Origin of the sequence: Sphingobium sp. AP50, assembly GCF_900109095.1 — a bacterium.
In the GTDB taxonomy this organism is placed as follows: domain Bacteria; phylum Pseudomonadota; class Alphaproteobacteria; order Sphingomonadales; family Sphingomonadaceae; genus Sphingobium.
Genome location: NZ_FNYZ01000001.1, coordinates 131325 through 152449, shown reverse-complemented (window position 1 = coordinate 152449; position 21125 = coordinate 131325). Strand labels below are relative to the sequence as shown.

The following is a 21125-nucleotide window of genomic DNA, read 5'->3' as shown; positions in this document are numbered from 1 at the left end:
GGCAGGCCAAAGGCCTGACGGAGGGGTGTCCCGCTATCGAGAGGGGCAACACCCCTCCACCGGCTTCGCCGGTCCCCCTCCCCTTGCAGGGGAGGATGAGAAGAACACCCATCGCCCTTAGTCCTTGTGCGCGCGCTGGAGCGTCCGCGCGGTCCAGAAGGCCATGTCGCGCACGTCGCCCGGCGCGGGGAAGAGCGTGTCGATATGGCGCTTGATCGGCATATAGGGCCACCAGTCGGCGTCGGGTTCCGGCGCGCCCTTTTCCAGCAGCGCGACGACGAATTCGCTGACCGGTCCCATGCGGGCGAGGTTGGGCGCCTTCGCCTTGTGGAAGGCCTTGTCGGTGCGCAGCTTCTCGGTCATGGCGACATCGCCCTTTTCCAGCGCATCGCGGCATTCGGCCTGATAGGCGTCGAGATCGCCGAAATCCTTGACGGCGCGGGCGGCAAGCTCGCCCTCTTCCAGCTCATAATCCTCGGTCAGGATGCGGATCGCGGCGGTCCATGCCTGACCATTGCCGACATCCTCCGCGAAATCGGCGAGGGCATCCTGGATATCGTCTTCGTCGCTCAATTCATTTCGTCCTTTTTTTTGCCTCAATGGCACCATTTCAATGATGCGAGCCATCGAAGAAAATACGTGGGCCAACGGAGAAAACTTGCGCGATAAATGCCGCATCATTGAGCGGATAGCCGCTGGCATCCCCAATGACGTATTGCTCATCGCAATATGGGCAAAACGCGGAAGCATGCTTAGCAAGATCGCGCTTTCCGACAGGGTTTCCTTCGAATATTTTCCGATCGCCTTTGCTAGTCACAATCCATCGACAAATTTCAGAAGGAGCAAACCGCTCCCGGCACCCCAAGCATCGACATGAGTTGCTGCGCCTGATCTCATTGTGATTATCGTAAGCGTGCTGCCAAACTCCAATGAAGTCCCCTTCAGTCATCATCCGACCGAACCCTCAAGGCTGATGCCGAGCAGCTTCTGCGCTTCCACCGCGAATTCCATCGGCAGTTGCTGCAGCACTTCCTTGGCGAAGCCGTTGACGATCAGGCTGACCGCGCTTTCCTGATCCAGGCCGCGCTGCATCGCGTAGAAGAGTTGATCGTCGCTGATCTTGCTGGTGGTCGCCTCATGCTCGATCTGGGCCGAGGGATTGCGCACCTCGATATAGGGCACGGTGTGGGCGCCGCACTGGTCGCCCAGCAGCAGGCTGTCGCACTGGGTGAAATTGCGCACGCCTTCGGCGCTTGGGCTCACGCGGACCAGGCCGCGATAGGTGTTGTTGGACCGGCCGGCCGAAATCCCCTTCGACACGATGGTCGAGCGGCTGCCCTTGCCATTGTGGATCATCTTGGTGCCGGTATCGGCCTGTTGCAGATTGTTGGTCAGCGCGACGGAGTAGAACTCCCCGACGCTATTCTCGCCGTTCAGCACGCAGGACGGATATTTCCAGGTGATCGCCGACCCGGTTTCCACCTGCGTCCACGAAACCTTGCTGTTGCGGCCCTGGCAGAGCGCGCGCTTAGTCACGAAATTATAGATGCCGCCCTTGCCATTCTCGTCACCGGGGTACCAGTTCTGGACGGTGCTGTACTTGATCTCGGCATCGTCGAGCGCAACCAGTTCCACCACGGCGGCGTGGAGCTGATTCTCGTCGCGCATCGGCGCGGTGCAGCCTTCGAGATAGGAGACATAGGCGCCATCGTCCGCGACGATCAGCGTGCGTTCGAACTGGCCGGTATTTTCCGCGTTGATGCGGAAATAGGTGCTGAGTTCCATCGGGCAGCGCACGCCCTTGGGAATGTAGACGAAAGTGCCGTCGGAAAAGACCGCGCAGTTGAGCGTGGCAAAGTAGTTGTCATGCATCGGCACGACCTTGCCCAGCCACTTCTTCACGAGGTCCGGAAATTCGCGCACGGCTTCGCTGATCGAGCGGAAGATGACGCCCGCTTCCTCCAGCTCCTTGCGGAAGGTGGTGGCGACCGAGACGCTGTCGAACACGGCGTCGACGGCAATCTTGCGGCTGCCCTTCACCCCGGCGAGCATTTCCTGCTCGGCGATGGGGATGCCCAGCTTCTGATAGGTCGCCAGGATTTCGGGATCGACCTGATCCAGCGAATCCAGTTCGATCTTCTTCTTGGGCTCGGCGTAATAATAGGCGTCCTGATAGTCGATCGGCGGGACGTTGAGCTTGGCCCAGTCCGGCGCTTCCATCTTCTGCCACATGGCGAAGGCCTTCAGCCGCCAGTCGAGCAGCCATTGCGGCTCATTCTTCTTGGCCGAGATGAAGCGGACCGTATCCTCGTTCAGCCCCTTGGGCGCGAAATCCTGCTCGATGGCGGACGACCAGCCATGTTCGTAGGTCGACGCGCGATCGGCGGCGTCCTGCGCTTCCTGGTTGCGAACGGAGGTTGCTTGTTCAGTCATGCCATTTCTCGTGTCAGACTGGCGATCGTCACCCCCGCGAGCGCTTCGCGGATGGCATTGTTCGCCACATTCATGTGCGGTCGGATGCGGCAATCCTGTTCCAGATTGCAATCATGCGCCCCTTGTTCGCTGCAGGCGGTCATGGCGATCGGTCCTTCGACCGCCTCCACCACATCGGCCAGCGTGATGGTGGCCGGCGGGCGCGACAGGCGCACGCCGCCGCCGGTGCCCCGGCTCGATTCGAGCAGGCCGGCGGCCGACAGGCGGCTCACCAGCTTTTGCGCGGTGGGCAGCGGAATGCCGGTTTCGGCGCTCAGCGTGGTCGCGTTCATCTTCGCGGCGCCACAGTGGCGCGCGGCGGCAGACATCAGCACAACGGCATAGTCAGCGAAGCTCGACAGTTTCATGTCGCGTCACGCGCCCTTCGTAAGTTGCGAACCATTCTCAAATCGGACTGATTCCATCCGATTGGGCGCATGTGGTCGCACAGGGGCGTTTAATCAAGGAATTTTTGCTTGGGCGCGGTCAACTCAGGCGGTTGAGAACGGCCACGTCGCCGCCCAGCGAACGGCGCAACAGCGTCAATTGCGCGACCGCAGAAGGCTCGGTTTGCAACTGATGCGGGGTCAGGCCGATGAAATGCTTGATCTCGCGGATGAAGTGCGACTGGTCGTAGAAACCGGCCTCCTCACACAATTGCTGCCAGCTTTCCCCGTCCAGCGCGATCCGCGCCGAACAGCGCAGCGCCCGATATTTGCGCGCCAGCAATTTGGGCGGGGCACCATAATATTTGTTGGTCAGGCGCGCGAGCTGGCGCGGGGACAGGTCGGTGATTTCCGCCAGCGTCTCGATCCGCGGCGACCCTTCCCCCATCAGCCAGGCATCGACCACGGCCAGCAATTCCCAGATCGCCGGGCGCGGCGGCCGCAGCAGCTTGCCCAGTTCCGCCCAGCACAGGGCCGCCATCGCCTCCACATCGTCGCCTGCCGCGCGCAACCGGTCCAGCAACAGGCGATACAGATCGCCCTTTTCCGCCGCCAGATCGCATAGCCGGTCCGCCAGCAAGCTCGCGTCTCCGCCATGCAGCGTCATCCAGCCCGCCGGCAGGACTGAAATGCCCAGCACGCGCGCCGGCCGGTCCAGCTGAAAGCGAGTCGCCGCCGTGGTCGGCCCCAACAGGCAGACGTCGGGCGTCGGCATGACGACACCGTCCTGAAAATGATAATGGCCGGCCCCGTCCAGCATGAAGCGCAGTTGCGGCACATCGGCTCGTGTTGCGTCCGCGAAACGATCGGCAGAAACAGTGAAGAAATAAAGCGATCCGAAATAGGGCCGCAGATGCGGCGGCGGCGCGAAGTAGCTCAGCCGGACAGGGCCCTGCGCCGCTGCCACCGTGTAGGATAGCGGCCCACGGTCATCGGGTAGCGCGACCGCGCCACCGACCCTGTCGATATGATGCAACCCCATGTTCTTCACCCCAAGGAAAAACACTATGCGCCAACGGCATGGCTAGGCAAGCGTAATGGCCGCCGGACTGTCACTTTTGAGCCGCGAGGATCGTGTCGGAAAAAAATGACCCGGCGATTTTCATCGCCGGGTCAGGAAAAGGTCTCATCGGCCATGGGCCTAAGAGCCTTCGGGTCGCAAGACGGCTTTACGCCGGAATTGGTGAAATATTATTGGATGGATCGGACATTTTGCGGTTGCTAACGGTCTCAATCATGACGTTTTCTGTCATGAAATAACGCGGGCCAGCTATAGTGTCTCATTGGCAACAGCGACTCGACGCCCCGACGCATCGCTGGCATAGGCGGCGCCATGTCCTATCGCCTGCTTCGCCCGCTGCTCTTCACCCTGGATGCCGAGCGCGCCCATAATCTGTCGATCGCCGCCCTGCGGATGATGCCCACCGCCGCGCCGCTGGCGCCCGATCCGGTGCTGGAATCGGTGGTGGCGGGCATCCGCTTTCCCAACCCGGTCGGGCTGGCGGCAGGTTATGACAAGGATGGCCGGGTTGCGCACAAGATGCATGGGCTGGGTTTCGGCTTTGCCGAACTGGGCACGCTGACCCCGCTGGCCCAGCCGGGCAATGTGCAGCCGCGCCTGTTCCGTCTGGTCGAGGACCGCGCCGTCATCAACCGCTTCGGATTCAACAATGGCGGACAGGGCGCGGCGGCCGACCGCATCGCCCGCTATCGTCGTGCGGTAGGCGACGGCCCGGTGATCGGCATCAATATCGGCGCGAACAAGGAGGCGACGGCGGAAGGACGCGGCGTCGCCGACTATGCGACCGGCGTCACCTGCATGGCGCCGCTGGCCGATTATCTGACCGTCAACATCTCCTCCCCCAACACGCCGGGCCTGCGCGCCTTGCAGGGCCGGGCGGCGCTGGACGATCTGCTGTCGGCGGTGATGGCCGCGCGCGGCGAAGGCAGGACGCCGATCTTCTTGAAAGTCGCGCCCGATCTGGAGCCAGCCGATGTCGAGGATATCGCCGCCGCCTGTATCGACCATCGGGTCGATGCGCTGATCGTTTCCAACACCACCATCACCCGCCCGGCGCTGCGATCGGTCCATGCCGGGGAGACGGGCGGCCTGTCCGGCGCGCCGCTGACCGACCTGTCGCACGCAAGGCTAAAGGATTTCCGCCGTCTGCTGGGTGATCGCCTGCCGCTGATCGGGGTGGGCGGCATCGCCAATGCGGAGCAGGCCTATGCCCGCATCCGCGCCGGCGCATCGCTCGTCCAACTGTACAGCGCGCTGGTCTATGAGGGGCCGTATCTGGCGCGGCGGATCAACAAGGGCCTCAAGGCGCTGATGACGCGCGACGGGGTGAAGACGATAACGGAACTGGTGGGCGTCGACGCCTGATCCAATTAGGCCAGCGTTGGCGGCTCAGAAGCCGACCACGCTGCGCTCCTCGACCTTCTTGCCGGTGCGGGCTTCATAGCAGACCAGATAAGATCCAGTCCCATCTGCGGCGGTCGATCGCAATTCGATGCAGATTCGATCCGACAGGCGCATGACGATCGGAAAAGTCTTCCGTTCCTGCACCGTTTCAGGAAAGATTGCGCGCGCGTCCTTTCGGGCTTTTTCCACCCAAGCTGCGTCGTCGCGCCGGACAAGCGGCAGATTTGCCGCAGGATAGAGAAAGGTAAGAGTGGCAAGGGATGCGACCAGCAATAGGGTCAGCCCGATGATGATGGTTCGACTGGACAGATGCATGGCCGACCATCAACGGCAAGGGTGCCCGCTCCGCAAGCGAAAATCCCCTGCGACGGGCCAAAATGCCTGAAGGGCCAAGTCGATTGAAAGGGTTGCGGCAGGCAACCTTATGACTAGGGTGGCGGCCATGATCCTTCGAACGCTTTTTAATCCAATGGCCGGCCTGCTGGCCTCCGTCGCCCTTCTTGCCCTGTCACCCCTGCCTGCCGCCGCGCGGGAGCCGGTGTCGACCAATGCCACCGTCTCCGCCGCCGATCCGCGTGCGGCGCAGGCGGGGCAGGAGATATTGCGCAAGGGCGGCAGCGCCACCGACGCCGCGATCGCCATGATGCTGACACTGGGCGTGGTCGAACCGCATAATAGCGGCATCGGCGGCGGCGGCTTCCTGATGCATCATGACGGCAAGACCGGCGTGCTCGACTCGATCGACGGCCGCGAAACCGCGCCCGCCGCCGCCCGGCCGGATCGCTTCATGGGACCGGACGGCAAGCCCCTGCCCTTCATACAGGCCTGGCCGGGCGGCTATTCGGCCGGCGTGCCGGGCAATCTGCGCATGGCGTGGGACGCGCACAAGAAATGGGGCAAGCTGCCCTGGGCCGACCTGTTCCAGCCGGCGATCCGCTATGCGCAGGATGGCTATCAACTGGGCGAGCGCACGGCCACGGCGCTGCGTGCGACGCAAAATATCTGGGCCGACTTCCCGGAAATCCAGAAATATTTCTGGGTCAATGGCGCCCCGCCACCGGTCGGCACGCTGCTGAAGAATCCGCCGCTCGCGGCGCTCTACAAGCGGATTGCTGCGGAAGGGCCGGATGCTTTCTATACGGGCGAAAATGCCCGGCTGATCAGTCAGGCCGTCACCAACGCGCCGAAAAATCCGGTGCCGATGACGGAAGCGGATATCGCCGCCTATAAGGCGGAACCGCGCAAACCGGTCTGCGGCCATTATCGCGTCTATACCGTATGCGGCATGGGGCCGGTGTCGGCCGGAGGCATTACCGTGCTCGAAATCCTGGGCATGGTGGAACGCTTCCCGCTGGCGCAATGGGGCAAGGATGATCCCCGGTCCTGGCATGTCATCGGGGAGGCGATGCAGTTGGCCTATGCCGATCGCGACACCTGGCTGGGCGATCCCGCCTTTGTCTCCGTGCCGATCAGCGGCATGATCGATCCCGCTTATCTCAAGCAACGCTCTTCGCTGATCCGGCTGAACAAGGCGCTCAATGTCTATAAGCCCGGCACGCCGCCCGGCGCGCAGCCGCGCACGGCATCGCTGCCCCAGCCCGAAAGCGGCACCAGCCATTTCGTCGCGGTGGACCATGATGGCGACATTGTCGGCTGGACCTCCACGATCGAGAGCTTCTTCGGCAGCCAGCTGATCGCCAATGGCGTGATCCTGAACAATGAGCTGACCGATTTCAGCTTCACCCCGGAAAAGGACGGCAAGCCGGTCGCCAACCGGGTGGAGGCGGGCAAGCGGCCGCTCTCCTCCATGTCGCCGACCATCGTCTATGATGAGAAGGGCACGCCCATCTTCACTGTCGGCGCGGCGGGCGGCAAGACCATCATCATGCAGGTGGCCAAGGCGCTGATCGCGCATTTCGACTGGGGCCTGTCCGCGCAGGAATCGATCGCGCACGGGCTGGAATTCTTCAACGGGAACGGGCTGGTGCTGGAGCAGGGCACGTCGCTGGAAGCGATGAAGGCGCCGCTGGAGAAGCTGGGCCATCGCGTCAGTGTCAGCAAGCTGGGGCTGAAGGCCAATGCCGCCGAGCGCATGCCGGACGGTCGCTGGGTCGGTGCGGCCGATCCGCGCAGTCCGGGCGTGTCGTTGCAGGAATAAGGGACATGTTTGCGAGCGGAGGCTGGATGGCCAACCCCCGCTCGCAATGCGGTATCAGCCTTTCAAATTCAGCCCTTCGACGTTGAACTGGAAGGGCGCGGTCTTTTCCTTGCCGTCGACCACCAGATCGACCTTCACACTCTTCGCGTCCCGGATCGCGTCATAAGCCCCCTGCGAGGGCGCGATGGCGATCCCGTCGTCATTGGTCGCCATCCGCCCCTTCCACTCATGCTCTTTGCCATCGTCCGTGGTGGCCTTCACCCGGCAATCGGACAGGTCGCAGGTGAAGGGGGCGCCCACCAGCTTCACCGTGACGTCCGCGCCGCCTTCCTTGAGCGGCTGGACCAGCAGCACCGAAAATGTGTCGGGCGCGGTCATCGTCACCACGCTGTTGGTACTGCCGATATAGGCGACCTTGGCGGCCTTGCCTTCGCCGCCCTCATATTTCCACGACTGGCCGATCTGCTCGCGCTGGGTCGGCTCTTTGGGTTTTTCGGCACAGGCGGCCAGCGTAGCCACGGCCGCGATCATCAGGATGGCGCGCATCGCCACTCTCCTTCCATACAGTTACGGAAGGATAATGTTTCGGCGGCGGGGAAAGTTGCGTGGGGAGGGAATGGAGGGAGCGGGGGTGGGGGATCGCCCCACGCGCAGCGCCAGAGGATAGCCCCCACCCCAACCCCTCCCCTGAAGGGGAGGGGCTAAAGATGCCAGATCTTATCGTCTGCTGCTCCGGTCACCCTATCCCGTATAACGCCCGGCCGTTTCGCGGATCAGGGCGATCATGTTGGGGATGCCCTGGGTGCGGTTGGAGCTGAGCTGGTTCTTGAGGTCGAAGGGCGCCAGCGCGCCTTCGATATCGGTCGCGCCGATTTTCGCCGGGCTGCGATCCTGCACGGTCAGCAGAACCAGCGCGATGATGCCCTTGGTAATGGCGGCATTGCTGTCCGCCAGGAAATGCAGCCGCCCGTCATCCAGCACCGTGGGATAGACCCATACCGCCGCCGAACAGCCGCGCACCAGCGTCGCGTCGGTCTTGAGCGCGTCGGGCATAGGCTCCAGCCCGCGTCCCAGATCGATCAGCAGGCGATAGCGATCGTCCGCGTCCAGAAATTCATATTCTTCCTGAAGATCGGCAAGATTGGGCATGTCGGTCATGGCCGCCATATAAGGCCAAATGGCGTGGGCGGAAGCGTGTTTTATAATAGCGTCAGTCACTACGGAAATTCGTCATTGCGAGCGCAGCGAAGCAATCCACGGGTGCACCATGGATTGCTTCGCTGCGCTCGCAATGACGATATGGTCCTAGCTGACCACCTTGCACCCCTTGGCCGCCGCCATGCCGCGCAGATAGCCGCGGCGTGCGATCCCAGCCGTTACCGCCGCCTGCAAGCGCCGTTCTGCCGGGGCCGCGCCGCTGATCTCGCGTACCAGCCCGCGGAATGGGATGAGCGAATTGACGATCGTCTTGCCGACTGCCTCTGCGATCTTGCCGGTGCGATTCTCGTTCGCCTTGGCGCCGACGGTGAAATCCTCGCCCAATACGGCGTTCAGTTCGCCCAGCGACGCCTTCAGCCCCTTGCAGGTGCGCGAGGGCGGCGCGGCATAGGGATTTTCCACCGCCTTGAGCAAAACGGGCGGAATTTCCTCCTTGTCCAGCCCCACGTCGCGGGCCGGCTGGGTGGCGATCTTGCCCGCCTTGTCCAGATTGCCGTCCTTCTTCTGGTCGGCCTCTTCCTGTTTGGGCTTATCTTGATTCTGGGCGATCGCCGCGCAGGGCGTCAGCCCCACCAGGACGATGGCGATGGCAAATGATTTCATGACAGATCCTCCGCCTCGCCAAACCAGCGACGGGGCCTGTCGGTTCCCTTGCGAAACGATCAGGATGGGAGACAGCAAAGGAGACAGGGCCGCCCAGCCGGGCTATGCGAAAATACCGTTCCCGCAGGAGCCGATAGCCTTGTCCGACACCCGTTTCGCCATTTCATCCTCCGCTCTGTCCGCCAGCATCGATCCGCTGGGAGCCGAACTCTGGTCGTTGACCGATGCGCAGGGGCATGAGCTGATGACCGATGCCGATCCGCGCTGGTGGACCGGCCATGCGCCGCTGCTCTTTCCCTTTGTCGGCCGGTCGCGCGGCGATATCTATCGGCTCGACGGGCAGGATTATCCGATGGCGCAGCATGGCTTCGCCCGGCGAAAGTCCTTTGCGGTGGTGGAGCAGGGCGAGAGCAGCCTGCTGCTGCGGCTGGAGGCGGATGAGGAGACGCGCGCCGCCTATCCGTTCGACTTCCGGCTCGACATGGGCTTCGTGCTGGAGGACGCCAGCCTGCGCATGACCGCCACCGTCAGCAACCGGGGCGAGGCGCCGATGCCCTTTTCCTTCGGCTATCATCCCGCCTTCGCCTGGCCGCTGCCCTATGGCGGCGCAGCGGAGGCGCATCGCGTGACTTTCGAACAGCCCGAACCCGCGCCGATCCGCAAGGTCGGTGAGGAACCGGGCCTGATCGCGCGCGAAATCATCCCCTCGCCGGTCGAGGGCGACACGTTGATCCCGACCCAGGCCATGTTCGAGGGCGACGCGCTGATCTGGGACGATCTGGCCAGCCGGTCGCTGACCTGGGGCGTGCCGGGCCGGCCGCATCTGAAGATCGATTTCCCCGACACGCCCTGGCTGGGCCTGTGGCAAAAGCCGGGCGCGCATTATCTGTGTGTCGAACCCTGGGCCGGGATGGCCGATCTGGAGGGGTTTGACGGCGATGTGTGGGGCAAGCAGGGCATCATGGCGCTGCTGCCCGGGGATAGCCGCAGCTTCCGCATGGACGTCAGCCTTGTGGACGTGTAACGGGCGCGTTTAAAGAATTCCGTTCGGACTGAGCCTGTCGAGCCGAAGGCAGCCATAAGGCTAACCCCTGTTCTTCTTCAAAAGAATGAGGACTGCCCTTCGACAAGCTCAGAGCGAACGGCTGTTTTCAAGAGCCGCCAGATATGACCATCCCATCCCGCCGCACCTTTGCGATCATTTCCCACCCGGACGCCGGTAAGACCACGCTGACCGAAAAGCTGCTGCTGGAAGGTGGCGCGATCCATCTGGCGGGCGAGGTCAAGGCGCGCGGTGCCAATCGGCGCGCCCGGTCCGACTGGATGAAGATCGAGCAGCAGCGCGGCATCTCCGTCACCTCCTCGGTCATGACGTTCGAGCGGACGCGCGACGGCGAGACGATCACCTTCAACCTGCTCGACACGCCGGGGCATGAGGATTTCAGCGAGGACACCTATCGCACGCTGACCGCCGTGGACTCCGCCGTGATGGTGATCGACGCGGCCAAGGGTATCGAGCCGCAGACGCGCAAGCTGTTCGAAGTGTGCCGATTGCGCAACCTGCCGATCATCACCTTCGTCAACAAGGTCGACCGGGAAGGCCGCGAAGTCTTTGGCCTGCTGGATGAAGTGGCCGATCAGTTGCAGCTCGACGTCTGCCCGATGAGCTGGCCCGCTGGCATGGGCGGCGAGTTCGAGGGCATTTACGATTTCGCCACCAACCGGCTGATGCAGCCCGTCGGCCCCAGCCGTGAATTTGACGGCACCCGTCATCAGTTCAGCGGCCTGGACGATCCGAAGCTGGCCGATCATCTGTCCGACCGCGCGCTGGACAGGCTGCGCGAAGAGGCGGAACTGGCGCAGGGCGGCTATGCTGAGTTCGACCATGACCGGTATCGGGCGGGCGACCTGACCCCGGTCTATTTCGGGTCAGCGCTCAAACTGTTCGGCATCACCGAACTGATCGATGCCCTGTCCGCCCATGCCCCCGCGCCCCGATCGCAGCCGGCCGAACCCGCCGCCGTCGAACCCGACCAGAGCGAAGTCACCGGCTTCATCTTCAAGGTGCAGGCGAATATGGACCCGATGCACCGCGACCGCATCGCCTTCATGCGGCTGGTGTCGGGCAAGTTCAAACGCGGCATGAAGCTGACGCCCAGCGGCAGCGGCAAGGCGCTGGCGGTGCATTCGCCCATCCTCTTCTTCGCGCAGGATCGCGAGCTGGCGGACGAGGCTTTCCCCGGCGACATCATCGGCATCCCCAATCATGGCGCGCTGCGCGTAGGCGATACGCTGAGCGAAAAGCCGGGCCTGCGCTTCACCGGCCTGCCGAACTTCGCGCCGGAAATCCTGCGCCGGGTGCAGTTGAAAGACCCGACCAAGACCAAGCAACTGCGCAAGGCGCTGGACGACCTGTCCGAAGAGGGCGTGATTCAGGTCTTCTATCCGGAAATCGGCAGCAACTGGATCGTCGGCGTGGTCGGCCAGCTTCAGCTCGAAGTGCTGATCAGCCGGCTGGAAGCCGAATATAAGGTTGCGGCGGGGCTGGAACCCTCCCCCTTCGACACCGCGCGCTGGATCAGTGGCGATGATGCTGCGATCAAGGATCTGGTCAGCTATAATGGCGCCAACATGGCCAAGGATCGCGATGGCAATCTGGTCTTCATGGCCCGCAGCGCCTGGGACATCGGCTATCAGCAGGAGCGCCACCCCAAGGTGAAGTTCAGCGCGACCAAGGAACGGTAAATAGGGTGGGTCGTGGCGTCACGCCGCGACCCAGTCCTTGCGCAGCGCCTTGCCCGCCAGCGCCATGAATAGCCCGGCAAGCAAGTAAAATCCCAGCGCCGCGACGATCGCATAACGCAGCGCCTCATTGCCATAAGTCGGCGTCAGCGCGTCGGACAGGCTGCCGACCGCCCAGCTTCCCAGCCCCAGCCCGACGAGGTTGTTGATCAGCAGGAAGGTCGCCGAGGCGCTGGCCCGCATCTGCGGCGGCACCAGATGCTGCACGGCGGTCAGCACCGGGCCGAGCCAGACATAGACCAGAGCCTGCGGGATCAGGAACAGGGCGAAGGCGAAAGTGACGCTGGACGACAATACGCCCACCACGAACAGGGGCATGCCGACGATATAGCTGACCGCCGGCACCCAGGCATAATAGGCCTTGTCCCGGCCGCCCATGCGATCGCCCAGAAAGCCGCCCAGCAGCACGCCCGCCACGCCGCCGATCAGCAGCAGTCCGCCCAGAAATTGCCCCGCGCCGATCAGGTCCAGACCAAAGCTGCGCATCAGCAGGCTGGGCAGCCAGAAGGCGACGCCATAGCCGCACATCGAACTGCACGCCGCTCCCAGCGCCAGCATCCAGAAGCTGCGCTTGGCGGCGAGGATGCCGAACACGGCGCTGACCGGCACGGCATCGCCAGCCTGCACTGGCCGTGCGGGTTCGCGCACCACTAGCCGGAAAAGTGGCGCGATCAGGATGCCCATGATGCCGACCGCGATGAAGGCGGTGCGCCATTCGACCGTCTGCGCGATATAGCCGCCCAGCAGCACGCCGCCCGCCGACCCCAGCGGAATGCCGAGCGAATAGATGGACAGCGCCCGTGCCCGCTGATGCTGGGGGAAATAGTCGCTGATGACGGCATAGGAGGGTGCGACGCCGCCCGCCTCCCCCACGCCCACGCCGATGCGGAACAGGAACATCTGGGTGAAATTGCCCGCCACGCCGCACAGGGCGGTAAAGCCGCTCCAGATGGCGAGGCTGACGGTGATCACCCAGGTCCGGCTCGTCCGGTCCGCCAGCAGCGCCAGCGGGATCGCCAAGGTCGAATAGAGCAGCGCGAAGGCGATGCCGCCCAGCGCGCCGAGTTGGGTGTCGGTCAGCTGCAACTCCGCCTTGATCGGCCCGGCGAGGATGCCGAGAATCTGCCGGTCGAGGAAGTTGAACGTATAGACCAGCAGCAGCATCGCCAGCACGACACCGCGATAGGCGGGGGAAGAGGTTCGGTCGGTCATAGGCACTTACCCATCTTCGTTCGGTTCGAGCTTGTCGAGAACCGTTGTGCGCGGGTTCTCGACAAGCTCGAACCGAACGGGAGGAGTTGGACGAAGATCAGAATTTCACCGTACCGGTCAGGAAGACCTGTCGCGGATTGCCGTAGAAGGCGGTCAGCACGCCTTCCCGGCCCAGCGTGGAAACGCCGGTGGCCGACTGATAATTATAGCCCGACGTGATATAATGTTTGTCGGTCAGGTTCTTGCCATGCAGGCCCAGCGAATAATGATCGTCGGCGGAGGTCCACACGATGCTGGCATCCAGCAGCGCATAGCCCGGCTGGTCGAGCGCCGGGATCGGCACTTCGAACTGATGGGTCAGGCTGCGATAGGACAGGGTCGTGGACAGGTCGAGCGATCCGCCCGCCATCGCCACGCCGGCATTGAGCGTGCCAGACACGGTCCATTTGGGCGTATTCTGGAAGGTGCGGATGTCCGACACGTCTACCCCGGTCGGGCCGATGAAGCGCTTATATTTGGCGTCGACATAACCCAGCGCGCCAACGAAGCGCAGACTTGATCCGTCGCCCGCGAAATCGCGCGCCAGCAGGGCGTTGGCTTCCGCCTCGATACCCTTGATATCCGCCTTGGCCGCGTTGGTGGTGATGCCGCAGAAGCTCTGTACGCCGCCGACCAGACAGCCGACCGATCCGGGGATCTGGACGTCTTTATAGTTGGAGAAGAAGCCCGCCAGGCTGAGGCTCAGGCGGCGATCGAACAGGGAAGCCTTGTAGCCGACTTCATAGCTGTCGACCTTTTCCGGGTCGAAGGACAGAAAGTCGTAGATTTCCTGATAGCTGCGTACTCCGTCACCATTGCTGTCGGGCGCCGAGGTGCCCGACCCGCGCGGGTCAAAGCCGCCACCCTTGAACCCCTTGCTGTAGGAGGCATAGACCATGTGGTCCTGCGCCGGCTTGTAGCTGAGCGATGCGCGCGGCGTGAATTCCTTGAAGGTGCGGGTGCCGCGGAAATTGGTCGCGGTGGCGATCACGATCGGATCGGCGCCGCCAAATTCGGGCGAGGTGCCGCTGATCCGGTTTTGCTTGAGGATATAGGCCGACCGCTTGTCATTGGTGTAGCGCCCACCGACCGACAGGCTGATCTGATCGGTGAAGTCGAAGGTGAAGTCGCCGAACACCGACCATGTGTCGGTCCGCACATCACCCGCCGTATAGCCGTTGAGGCCGGGAAAGCCGATCGCCGCGCCGGTGAGGCCTAGCAGCACGTCGAAGGAGGTCGCCGCTTTCGCATCGAGATAATAGAAGCCCAGCAGCCCCTTCACCCGGTCGCTTTCATAGAGAAGCTGCCATTCCTGGCTCAACTGCTCGTTGCGATAGACGGCGGGGACGTCGACATCTACCGCGGGGAGCGCATCGAAATCGATCGGGGTGTAGCTGGTATCCTTGCGCCAGGCGCTGATCGACCGCAGCGTGAAATGATCGGACAGTTCGGCGGTGATGTTCATCGCCAGACCATAGGCCTTCACATCCTGTCTCGGATTGTTGAGGCCCGCGCGAGTATCGAACACATCGTCCAGCACCGGCGCGCCCGATACCAGGCCGGGGATCAGGCGATGGCCGTTGCGGGCATTGGACTTGTCGCGGGTATAGTCGCCCGAAATGCGGATCAGCACCGGCTGGCCATTGCCGCCAATCTCCACCGTGCCGCGCCCGGCCCAGACGTCCTTGTTATAATTGTCGATACCCAGCGTCAGATTTTCGCCAAAGCCGCCGCGCGACAAGCGCGCCACCGACCCGCCGACGCGAATCAGATCGCTGATCGGCGTGCTGACGGTCAGCACGCCGTCCGCCTGATCATAGCTGCCATAGGTGCCGCGCAGCTTGAGCGAAAATTCGTCGGGCAGCGACTTGGTCACATATTTGACCGCCCCGCCGATGGTGTTGCGGCCATAGAGCGTGCCCTGCGGCCCGCGCAGCACTTCGATCCGCTCCACATCATAGATATCCAGCACCGACGCCTGCGGCCGGTTGAGATAGACGTCGTCCAGATAGATGCCGATGCCCGCTTCGAACCCCGGCACCGGATCCTGCTGACCCACGCCACGAATGAAGGCGGTCAGCGTCGAATTGGTGCCGCGCGAATTTTCCAGCGTGGTGTTGGGGGTGACGTTGGAAATATCGGTGATGTCCAGCGCGCCGCTGCGCTCCAGCGCCTCGCCGGAAAAGGCGCTGACGGCGATCGGCACGCTCAGCAGGCTTTCTTCGCGGCGGCGGGCGGTGACGACGATATCGGTGCCGGTATCGTCCACCGCCGGACCATTATCCTGCGCCAGTACCGGCAGGGCGATCACGCCACCCCAGGCGGCGGAAGCGAGCGCGAACGCGCGTAATGTCTGATGGGCCTTCATCGGGTCGGTCCTCTCCTGAAATTGGCGCGCCCGGTCTGCCGGGTCGCTTTGCCTTGATCGACTCGATAATGAAAGTTGAACCAGCTTTCAACTTGAAATAAGAGGCGGGGGACGAGAGCGTGATGCTGCGGCAAAAAGAACACAGAGTTTCAGGAGTGGACATGACGGAAAGTGCCGCCGCAAAGGACGACAAGACGCCGCGTACCGCGCGGGGCGAGCGCACTCGTCGCGCGCTGCTATCCGCCGCTGCGGCCGAATTTGGCGAGAAGGGATTTCATGAAGGATCTATCAGCGGCATCACCCGCCGGGCGGGCTGTGCGCTGGGCAGTTTCTACACCTATTTCGACAGCAAGGACGATATTTTCCGTGCGCTGGTAAACGACATGTCCGGGCAGGTGCGCGACTATGTATCCCCACGCATTGCCGATGCGCGGGACGGCATCGATGCCGAACGGGTCGGGCTGCTCAGCTTTCTGGAGTTCGCCCGCGCGCACAAGGAAATCTATCGTATCATCGACGAGGCGGAGTTCGTCGATTCTGCCGCCTATCGCGCCCATTATGAGAACACCGCCAGCCGCATGGCATCCCGCCTGACCAAGGCAGCGGAGCGCGGCGACGTGCGCGCCGATGTGGAGGAAGTCCATGCCTGGGCGATCATGGGCATGAACGTGTTTCTGGGCCTGCGCTATGGCGTGTGGGACGACAGCCGCCCGGCCGAGGAGATCGCCGCCATCGCCAACGCGCTGATCGAACGGGGGATCGGGCGAAAGGGGTGAGGCTGCCCCCGTTGCACCCTGCTTGCTCTAATGACCGGGATTGAACGAAAAGAGCAGCATGCCCAGCAAGATCAAGGCGCCAGCGGAAAGAGCAAGAAACAGGACCAGGCCGCCGATCACCAGCATCGCCCTTCGCAACAGGGAGGGCTTCTGCCTGCATTTGGCGCAGGAACCGGCGTGCGTTGATCTGATAGGCGGCGGAGGCTCACCCGCTCCGGGTTCAGACGAAAAATAGCGATCGAATTTCCCGGTTTCCGATCGGAACTGGTCTGCGTCGGGAAAGCCTTGTTTGCTCTTGGCGACGATGTTCGGCCAGAGCAGCGAATATTTCGCGTTCAATTCGATCCACGGCTCGGCACGCAGTTCGGTGTCGAAGACGATGGCGTCCACCGGGCATTCCTCAATGCAACAACCGCAATCGACGCATTCCAGCGGATTGATGACGAGCATATTCTCGCCTTCATAGAAGGCGTCGACAGGGCAAACCTCGACGCAATCCATATATTTGCATTTGATGCATGCGTCTGTGATGACACCCGCCATATGCGCCTCCCTGGCCGCGACATGCCTTACATAGACGGTTTCATCCCATGGTTTTGCGGTGAAATCCTACTGCGACTGCAAGCGCATGTATCAGACAGGGGAAGGCGGGATCTGACAGCCCGCCGCGATTGCGGTCAGACCAGCCCCAGCCGCGTCAGTTCGCCCAGCAGCGCGGGCGGCATGGCGTCCCGGTCGTCCATCTCGCCATCATTGAGGTCGGCCGGAGCGTCCTTCCCCTCCAGATAGCGCCAGCCCTGATGCGCGCGCTTGGGCTGGCTGCGCACGGGGATCAGGCGCGGTTCCAGCCGGACCCAATAGCGGCCCTGCCCCGTCTCCTCGAAACCCAGGATCGGGCTGCGGCCGACCAGCATATGGCCGTGAATCCAGTAGAGCGATCCGCCGGCCATTTCCTCCACCCGCTTGGGCAGATAGCGGGTGGTGATCCGCGCCTCCCCGGCATGGCTTTCCAGCCAGGCGCGCAGGGTAGCGGGGCTTTCGCTCTGAAAGGCGATCTTGGTGATGTGCAGCGGCATGAGCGGGTCTAGATGGGCGCGGGGCGGTTGCGGATCAATGCGTCAGGTGAGGAAGATCGTCGCCAGCCCGAGGAAGGTGAAGAAACCCAGCGAATCGGTCATCATCGTGACGAACACGGCCGAGGATACCGCCGGATCGATATTGGAGCGGTCCAGCGTCACCGGGATCAGCACACCGGCCAGCCCCGCCACCATATTGTTGATCAGGATCGCGGCGGCGAACACCAACGAGAGTCCCAATTGGCCATAGACCAGATAGGAACCGATGCCGATCAGCACGCCCAGCACCGATCCGTTGGTCGCGGCGATGCGGAATTCGCGCCCGATCATGCGCATGGTGTTCGAACTCGTCACCTGATTGGTGGCGATGGCGCGCACCATCACCGCCAGCGTCTGCGTGCCCGCATTGCCGCCCATGCCCGACACAATGCCCATCAGCGCCGCCAGCAGCGCCAGATGCTCGATCGTCTTTTCGAACAGGCCGACGACCGAAGCGGCGATCATCGCGGTGCCCAGATTGACCACCAGCCAGACAAGGCGCGTGCGCACCGTCATCAGGATCGGCTGGTTGATGTCGCCTTCGCCCGCACCCGACAGGCGGAGGATATCCTCGCCCGCTTCCTCGGAAATGATGTGAACGACGTCATCGACCGTGATCATGCCGACCAGACGGCCGCTGCCATCCACTACAGCGGCGGAGATCAGTGCATATTTCTGGAAGCGCAGCGCGACCTCTTCCTGATCCATGTCGACCGGGATCAGCGTCTGTTCCCGCTTCATCAGGTCCGCCATGGCGATGCCGCGCGGGCAGGTCAGTACCCAGCTGAGCTGGCAGGTGCCGATCGGTTTGTGCGCGGCGTCGACGACGAAGATTTCCCAGAAGTCGCGGGTCAGATCCTGATTGTCGCGCAGATAGTCGATCACCTGACCGACCGTCATATGTTCGGGCACCGCGACCAGATCGCGCTGCATCAGACGGCCGGCAGATTCCTCCGGGTAGGACAGCGCGCTCTGGATCGCGGCGCGGTCTTCCGGCTCCATCGCGTCGAGGACGGCCTGCTGGTCGGCCTCCTCCATATCCTCGATGATGGCGACGGCGTCGTCGGTGTCGAGTTCGGCGGCAAATTCGGCGACCTGTTCGGGCGCCAGTGCGCCGATCAGGTCGTCGCGAACATAGTCGTTCAGTTCGGACAGAACCTCCGCGCCGACCAGATCGCCGAGCGCCGCCGCCACGGCACCACGCCGTTCCGAAGGGGTCAGTTCCAGAAGGTCGGCGATATCTGCCGGGTGCAGTGGCGAAACGAGGTCGCGCGCCGCTTCGCTGTCGCCATCCTCCACCGCGTCGAGCACGGCGGTCAGGAATTCAGGTTTCAGCCGGTCATCCTCGTCCAGGCCGGTTTCGGCCTGATCGATCAGAATGTCGTCAAATTCTTCCCCATGCACAAGGGGTTCGGCTGTATCGCCGCGCTCGCTCATAGCGCCCCCTACTGTCCGGTTCCTGTAACATTCTGTCGCTTTCGCCGATGCACAAAAGAATTGCAATGGGGGGACAGCGCTTCCATCCGCCTCATTAGCCTTTATATGGGCTCCCCATACCCTTCCCCGGCAAGAGAGGATTCCCATGGCCGACGAAACCCTGACCTTCACCCTCGACAGCGGCGGCGACGTCGTGATCAAGCTGCGTCCCGACCTGGCGCCCGGCCATGTCGAGCGCATCACCACGCTCGCCAAGGACGGCTTTTACGACGGTGTCGTGTTCCACCGCGTCATCCCCGGCTTCATGGCACAGGGCGGCGATCCGACCGGCACCGGCATGGGCGGATCGAAGCTGCCCGACATCAAGGCCGAATTCAGCCGCGAACCGCATGTCCGCGGCGTCTGCTCGATGGCCCGTTCGTCCAACCCGAACAGCGCGAACAGCCAGTTCTTCATCTGCTTCGACGATGCCACCTTCCTCGACGGCCAGTACACCGTCTGGGGCGAAGTGACGTCGGGCATGGACTATGTCGACGCGCTGCCCAAGGGTGAGCCGCCGCGCACCCCCGGCAAGATCATCAAGGCGACCGTGGCCTGAGCGCCAACCGGCTGGATTGATGGATAAAAAAATATGCCCGGCCTTTTCAGAAAGGCTGGGCATATTTTTTTTCAGGGCTTGTCGGCCATGCCGTCTGTCATCGAGATGGCTTTGGGCGGTTCGGCTGCATTGTCCCCCGCCGGCACTTTGGGCGGCACATAGGCGGCAATCGATTCGATATGCCAGCGCCGCTGCGTCTCGGTCGATCCGGGCACGTCGTTGACCCGGCGAAGCAGGACCTGCCGCAGCGTGTAGAAGGGCTTTCCATTGGTCTTGATCCGGCCATAGACCTGCACCGGCACGGTGACATAGGAGGAACCGGCCGCACCTTCGGGGTCGGACGGTGCGCCGATATTGGCGTGGATTTCACCGAAGCCGCGGAAGCGCGCCTCGAAATGGGCGTCATCCTGCGCGCCGATTGCCCCCTCCGGATCCCAAAGATCCTGCGCATCCTCGAACCGCTTTTCTTCCAGCAGGCCATAATAGCCCTGCACCACCTGCGCCGCGCCCTCTGCGCTGTCGGGATCGATCGATCCTTCCGCCAGCGGCGCGGGATCGACAGGCAGGCCGCCGGGCGTGCCGGGGGCTGGCGGATTGAGCGGCTCCATCAACGCCATCGCTTCGGCGCGGACGTTATTTTCGACCTGTGTGCTGTTGGCGCCGTTGGCCAGATTGTCGATCGCGCTCTCTTCCCGCCCGTCGCACGCGGCGACGAGCAGGAGTGGGAGCAATATGGCGGTCCTGATCCCTGCCCGCATCAGTTGTTGCGGGTCCGGGGAGATGCCGCATTGCGGCTGGGCCCACGCATCGGACGATCGGCCCGTGGCTGGCTCATCTGCGGGCGTGGCTGCGGTTGCGGACGCGCCTGCTGCGGGGGACGAAGACCGGGCTGGGGTTGCGGGCGGGCGCCATCATTGCCACGCCAGCGGCCCGGCCCACGATCGCCGCCCTGTGGTGGGCGTTGCCCGTTCCAATTGCCATTGCCCGGCGGACGATTGGGATCGCGATTGCCCCAGTTGCCATCCCGACCGGGGCCACGTCCATCGCCCGGACGACCATCACCGGGTCGTCCATAGCCGGGGCGACCATCGCCGGGGCGCCCAACACCCGGACGACCGTCTCCCGGCCGTCCTGCACCGGGATGATCGCCCCTGCGGCCTTCCCAATAGCGACGCTGGCCATCGTTCCAACGATGACGACGACCGCCCCGATCATAGACATAATAGCCGTTACCCGGATAATAGAAGCCGTCATACCAGCCATAGCCACCGGGATAATAGCCCGGACTATAATAGGGATCGTAATAGCCGTTCCCATAATAGCCGCTGCCGACGCTGACGCCGCCATAGCCATAACCATCATCATAGCAGCCACCGAGCATCAATGTGCCCGCAAGGCCCATGGCCGCCAGAAACCGATGTCGGATGCCCGTCATCGCCTGTCTCCTCAAATCATC

21 protein-coding genes and 1 pseudogene are annotated in these 21125 nt (G+C 63.3%); 6 read left to right on the top strand and 16 right to left on the bottom strand.

The window, feature by feature from the left end; genetic code table 11:
* Positions 1-117: 117 nt before the first annotated feature.
* The 5 genes from BMY84_RS00770 to BMY84_RS00755 form a co-directional block, all read right to left on the bottom strand.
* Positions 118-573 carry a hypothetical protein gene (locus BMY84_RS00770; protein ID WP_093079442.1) on the bottom strand — a complete coding sequence of 152 codons (456 nt, stop codon included), beginning with the start codon at positions 571-573 and terminating at the stop codon, positions 118-120.
* 37 nt (positions 574-610) lie between these two features.
* Positions 611-952, bottom strand: a complete 342-nt coding sequence (locus BMY84_RS28960; protein ID WP_143074957.1) for a hypothetical protein — start codon at positions 950-952, stop codon at positions 611-613.
* Positions 949-2433, bottom strand: coding sequence for a Fe-S cluster assembly protein SufB (sufB, locus tag BMY84_RS00765; RefSeq protein ID WP_093079439.1), 1485 nt, complete (start codon positions 2431-2433; stop codon positions 949-951). The genes BMY84_RS28960 and sufB overlap by 4 nt, the downstream gene beginning before the upstream one ends.
* On the bottom strand, positions 2430-2840 hold the full coding sequence (locus tag BMY84_RS00760) for an RrF2 family transcriptional regulator (protein WP_093079437.1): 411 nt from the start codon (positions 2838-2840) through the stop codon (positions 2430-2432). The genes sufB and BMY84_RS00760 overlap by 4 nt, the downstream gene beginning before the upstream one ends.
* A gap of 118 nt (positions 2841-2958) precedes the next feature.
* Positions 2959-3900 (bottom strand): helix-turn-helix domain-containing protein, encoded by a 942-nt coding sequence (locus BMY84_RS00755; protein ID WP_093079434.1) that lies wholly within the window; start codon positions 3898-3900, stop codon positions 2959-2961.
* Positions 3901-4251: 351 nt separating this feature from the next.
* Here BMY84_RS00755 and BMY84_RS00750 point away from each other — a divergent pair, with 351 nt between their 5' ends.
* Positions 4252-5304: a quinone-dependent dihydroorotate dehydrogenase gene (locus BMY84_RS00750; protein ID WP_093079432.1), complete on the top strand. Its 1053-nt coding sequence runs from the start codon at positions 4252-4254 to the stop codon at positions 5302-5304.
* Positions 5305-5328: 24 nt separating this feature from the next.
* Here the strand turns inward: BMY84_RS00750 and BMY84_RS00745 are convergent, their stop codons facing one another.
* Complete coding sequence (locus tag BMY84_RS00745; RefSeq protein WP_093079429.1) at positions 5329-5658, bottom strand: hypothetical protein; 330 nt, start codon at positions 5656-5658, stop codon at positions 5329-5331.
* Positions 5659-5785: 127 nt separating this feature from the next.
* Between BMY84_RS00745 and ggt the strand changes: the two genes are divergently transcribed.
* Positions 5786-7501, top strand: coding sequence for a gamma-glutamyltransferase (gene ggt, locus BMY84_RS00740; RefSeq protein WP_093081563.1), 1716 nt, complete (start codon positions 5786-5788; stop codon positions 7499-7501).
* Positions 7502-7555: 54 nt separating this feature from the next.
* Here the strand turns inward: ggt and BMY84_RS00735 are convergent, their stop codons facing one another.
* The 3 genes from BMY84_RS00735 to BMY84_RS00725 form a co-directional block, all read right to left on the bottom strand.
* Positions 7556-8047 (bottom strand): hypothetical protein, encoded by a 492-nt coding sequence (locus BMY84_RS00735; RefSeq protein ID WP_093079427.1) that lies wholly within the window; start codon positions 8045-8047, stop codon positions 7556-7558.
* A 195-nt stretch (positions 8048-8242) separates the two neighbouring features.
* A complete protein-coding gene (locus BMY84_RS00730) occupies positions 8243-8668 on the bottom strand; it encodes a SufE family protein (RefSeq protein ID WP_093079424.1) in 426 nt (141 codons plus the stop codon).
* Positions 8669-8806: 138 nt separating this feature from the next.
* Complete coding sequence (locus BMY84_RS00725; protein WP_256214986.1) at positions 8807-9322, bottom strand: hypothetical protein; 516 nt, start codon at positions 9320-9322, stop codon at positions 8807-8809.
* A gap of 139 nt (positions 9323-9461) precedes the next feature.
* On the opposite strand from BMY84_RS00725, the gene BMY84_RS00720 reads away from it, so the two are divergent.
* Positions 9462-10346 carry an aldose 1-epimerase family protein gene (locus BMY84_RS00720; RefSeq protein ID WP_093079422.1) on the top strand — a complete coding sequence of 295 codons (885 nt, stop codon included), beginning with the start codon at positions 9462-9464 and terminating at the stop codon, positions 10344-10346.
* Positions 10347-10489: 143 nt separating this feature from the next.
* Positions 10490-12067: a peptide chain release factor 3 gene (locus BMY84_RS00715; protein ID WP_093079419.1), complete on the top strand. Its 1578-nt coding sequence runs from the start codon at positions 10490-10492 to the stop codon at positions 12065-12067.
* Positions 12068-12085: 18 nt separating this feature from the next.
* Here BMY84_RS00715 and BMY84_RS00710 read toward each other — a convergent pair whose 3' ends face one another.
* Together BMY84_RS00710 and BMY84_RS00705 are read right to left on the bottom strand one after the other, a co-directional pair.
* Positions 12086-13336 (bottom strand): spinster family MFS transporter, encoded by a 1251-nt coding sequence (locus BMY84_RS00710; protein WP_093079417.1) that lies wholly within the window; start codon positions 13334-13336, stop codon positions 12086-12088.
* Between the two features lie 97 nt (positions 13337-13433).
* The gene (locus BMY84_RS00705) at positions 13434-15743 is read right to left on the bottom strand and encodes a TonB-dependent receptor (RefSeq protein ID WP_093079414.1); all 2310 of its coding nucleotides are present in this window, start codon (positions 15741-15743) and stop codon (positions 13434-13436) included.
* A 161-nt stretch (positions 15744-15904) separates the two neighbouring features.
* Between BMY84_RS00705 and BMY84_RS00700 the strand changes: the two genes are divergently transcribed.
* Positions 15905-16519 carry a TetR/AcrR family transcriptional regulator gene (locus tag BMY84_RS00700; RefSeq protein WP_093079412.1) on the top strand — a complete coding sequence of 205 codons (615 nt, stop codon included), beginning with the start codon at positions 15905-15907 and terminating at the stop codon, positions 16517-16519.
* Positions 16520-16723: 204 nt separating this feature from the next.
* Here BMY84_RS00700 and fdxA read toward each other — a convergent pair.
* The 3 genes and pseudogenes from fdxA to mgtE all read right to left on the bottom strand — a co-directional run.
* Positions 16724-17062 (bottom strand): annotated as a pseudogene (gene fdxA, locus BMY84_RS00695) (ferredoxin FdxA); the annotation flags it as partial.
* 134 nt (positions 17063-17196) lie between these two features.
* Positions 17197-17595: a DUF1489 family protein gene (locus BMY84_RS00690; protein WP_093017137.1), complete on the bottom strand. Its 399-nt coding sequence runs from the start codon at positions 17593-17595 to the stop codon at positions 17197-17199.
* Positions 17596-17637: 42 nt separating this feature from the next.
* Positions 17638-19071 (bottom strand): magnesium transporter, encoded by a 1434-nt coding sequence (mgtE, locus tag BMY84_RS00685; RefSeq protein WP_093079407.1) that lies wholly within the window; start codon positions 19069-19071, stop codon positions 17638-17640.
* Between the two features lie 145 nt (positions 19072-19216).
* Here mgtE and BMY84_RS00680 point away from each other — a divergent pair, with 145 nt between their 5' ends.
* Entirely contained in the window at positions 19217-19669 is a 453-nt protein-coding gene (locus BMY84_RS00680; RefSeq protein ID WP_093017133.1) for a peptidylprolyl isomerase, read from the top strand.
* 71 nt (positions 19670-19740) lie between these two features.
* Here the strand turns inward: BMY84_RS00680 and BMY84_RS00675 are convergent, their stop codons facing one another.
* Both BMY84_RS00675 and BMY84_RS00670 read right to left on the bottom strand, forming a co-directional pair.
* The gene (locus tag BMY84_RS00675; protein ID WP_093079404.1) at positions 19741-20427 is read right to left on the bottom strand and encodes a hypothetical protein; all 687 of its coding nucleotides are present in this window, start codon (positions 20425-20427) and stop codon (positions 19741-19743) included.
* On the bottom strand, positions 20427-21104 hold the full coding sequence (locus BMY84_RS00670; RefSeq protein WP_093079402.1) for a hypothetical protein: 678 nt from the start codon (positions 21102-21104) through the stop codon (positions 20427-20429). Before BMY84_RS00670 ends, BMY84_RS00675 begins: the two co-directional genes overlap by 1 nt.
* Positions 21105-21125: the final 21 nt, after the last annotated feature.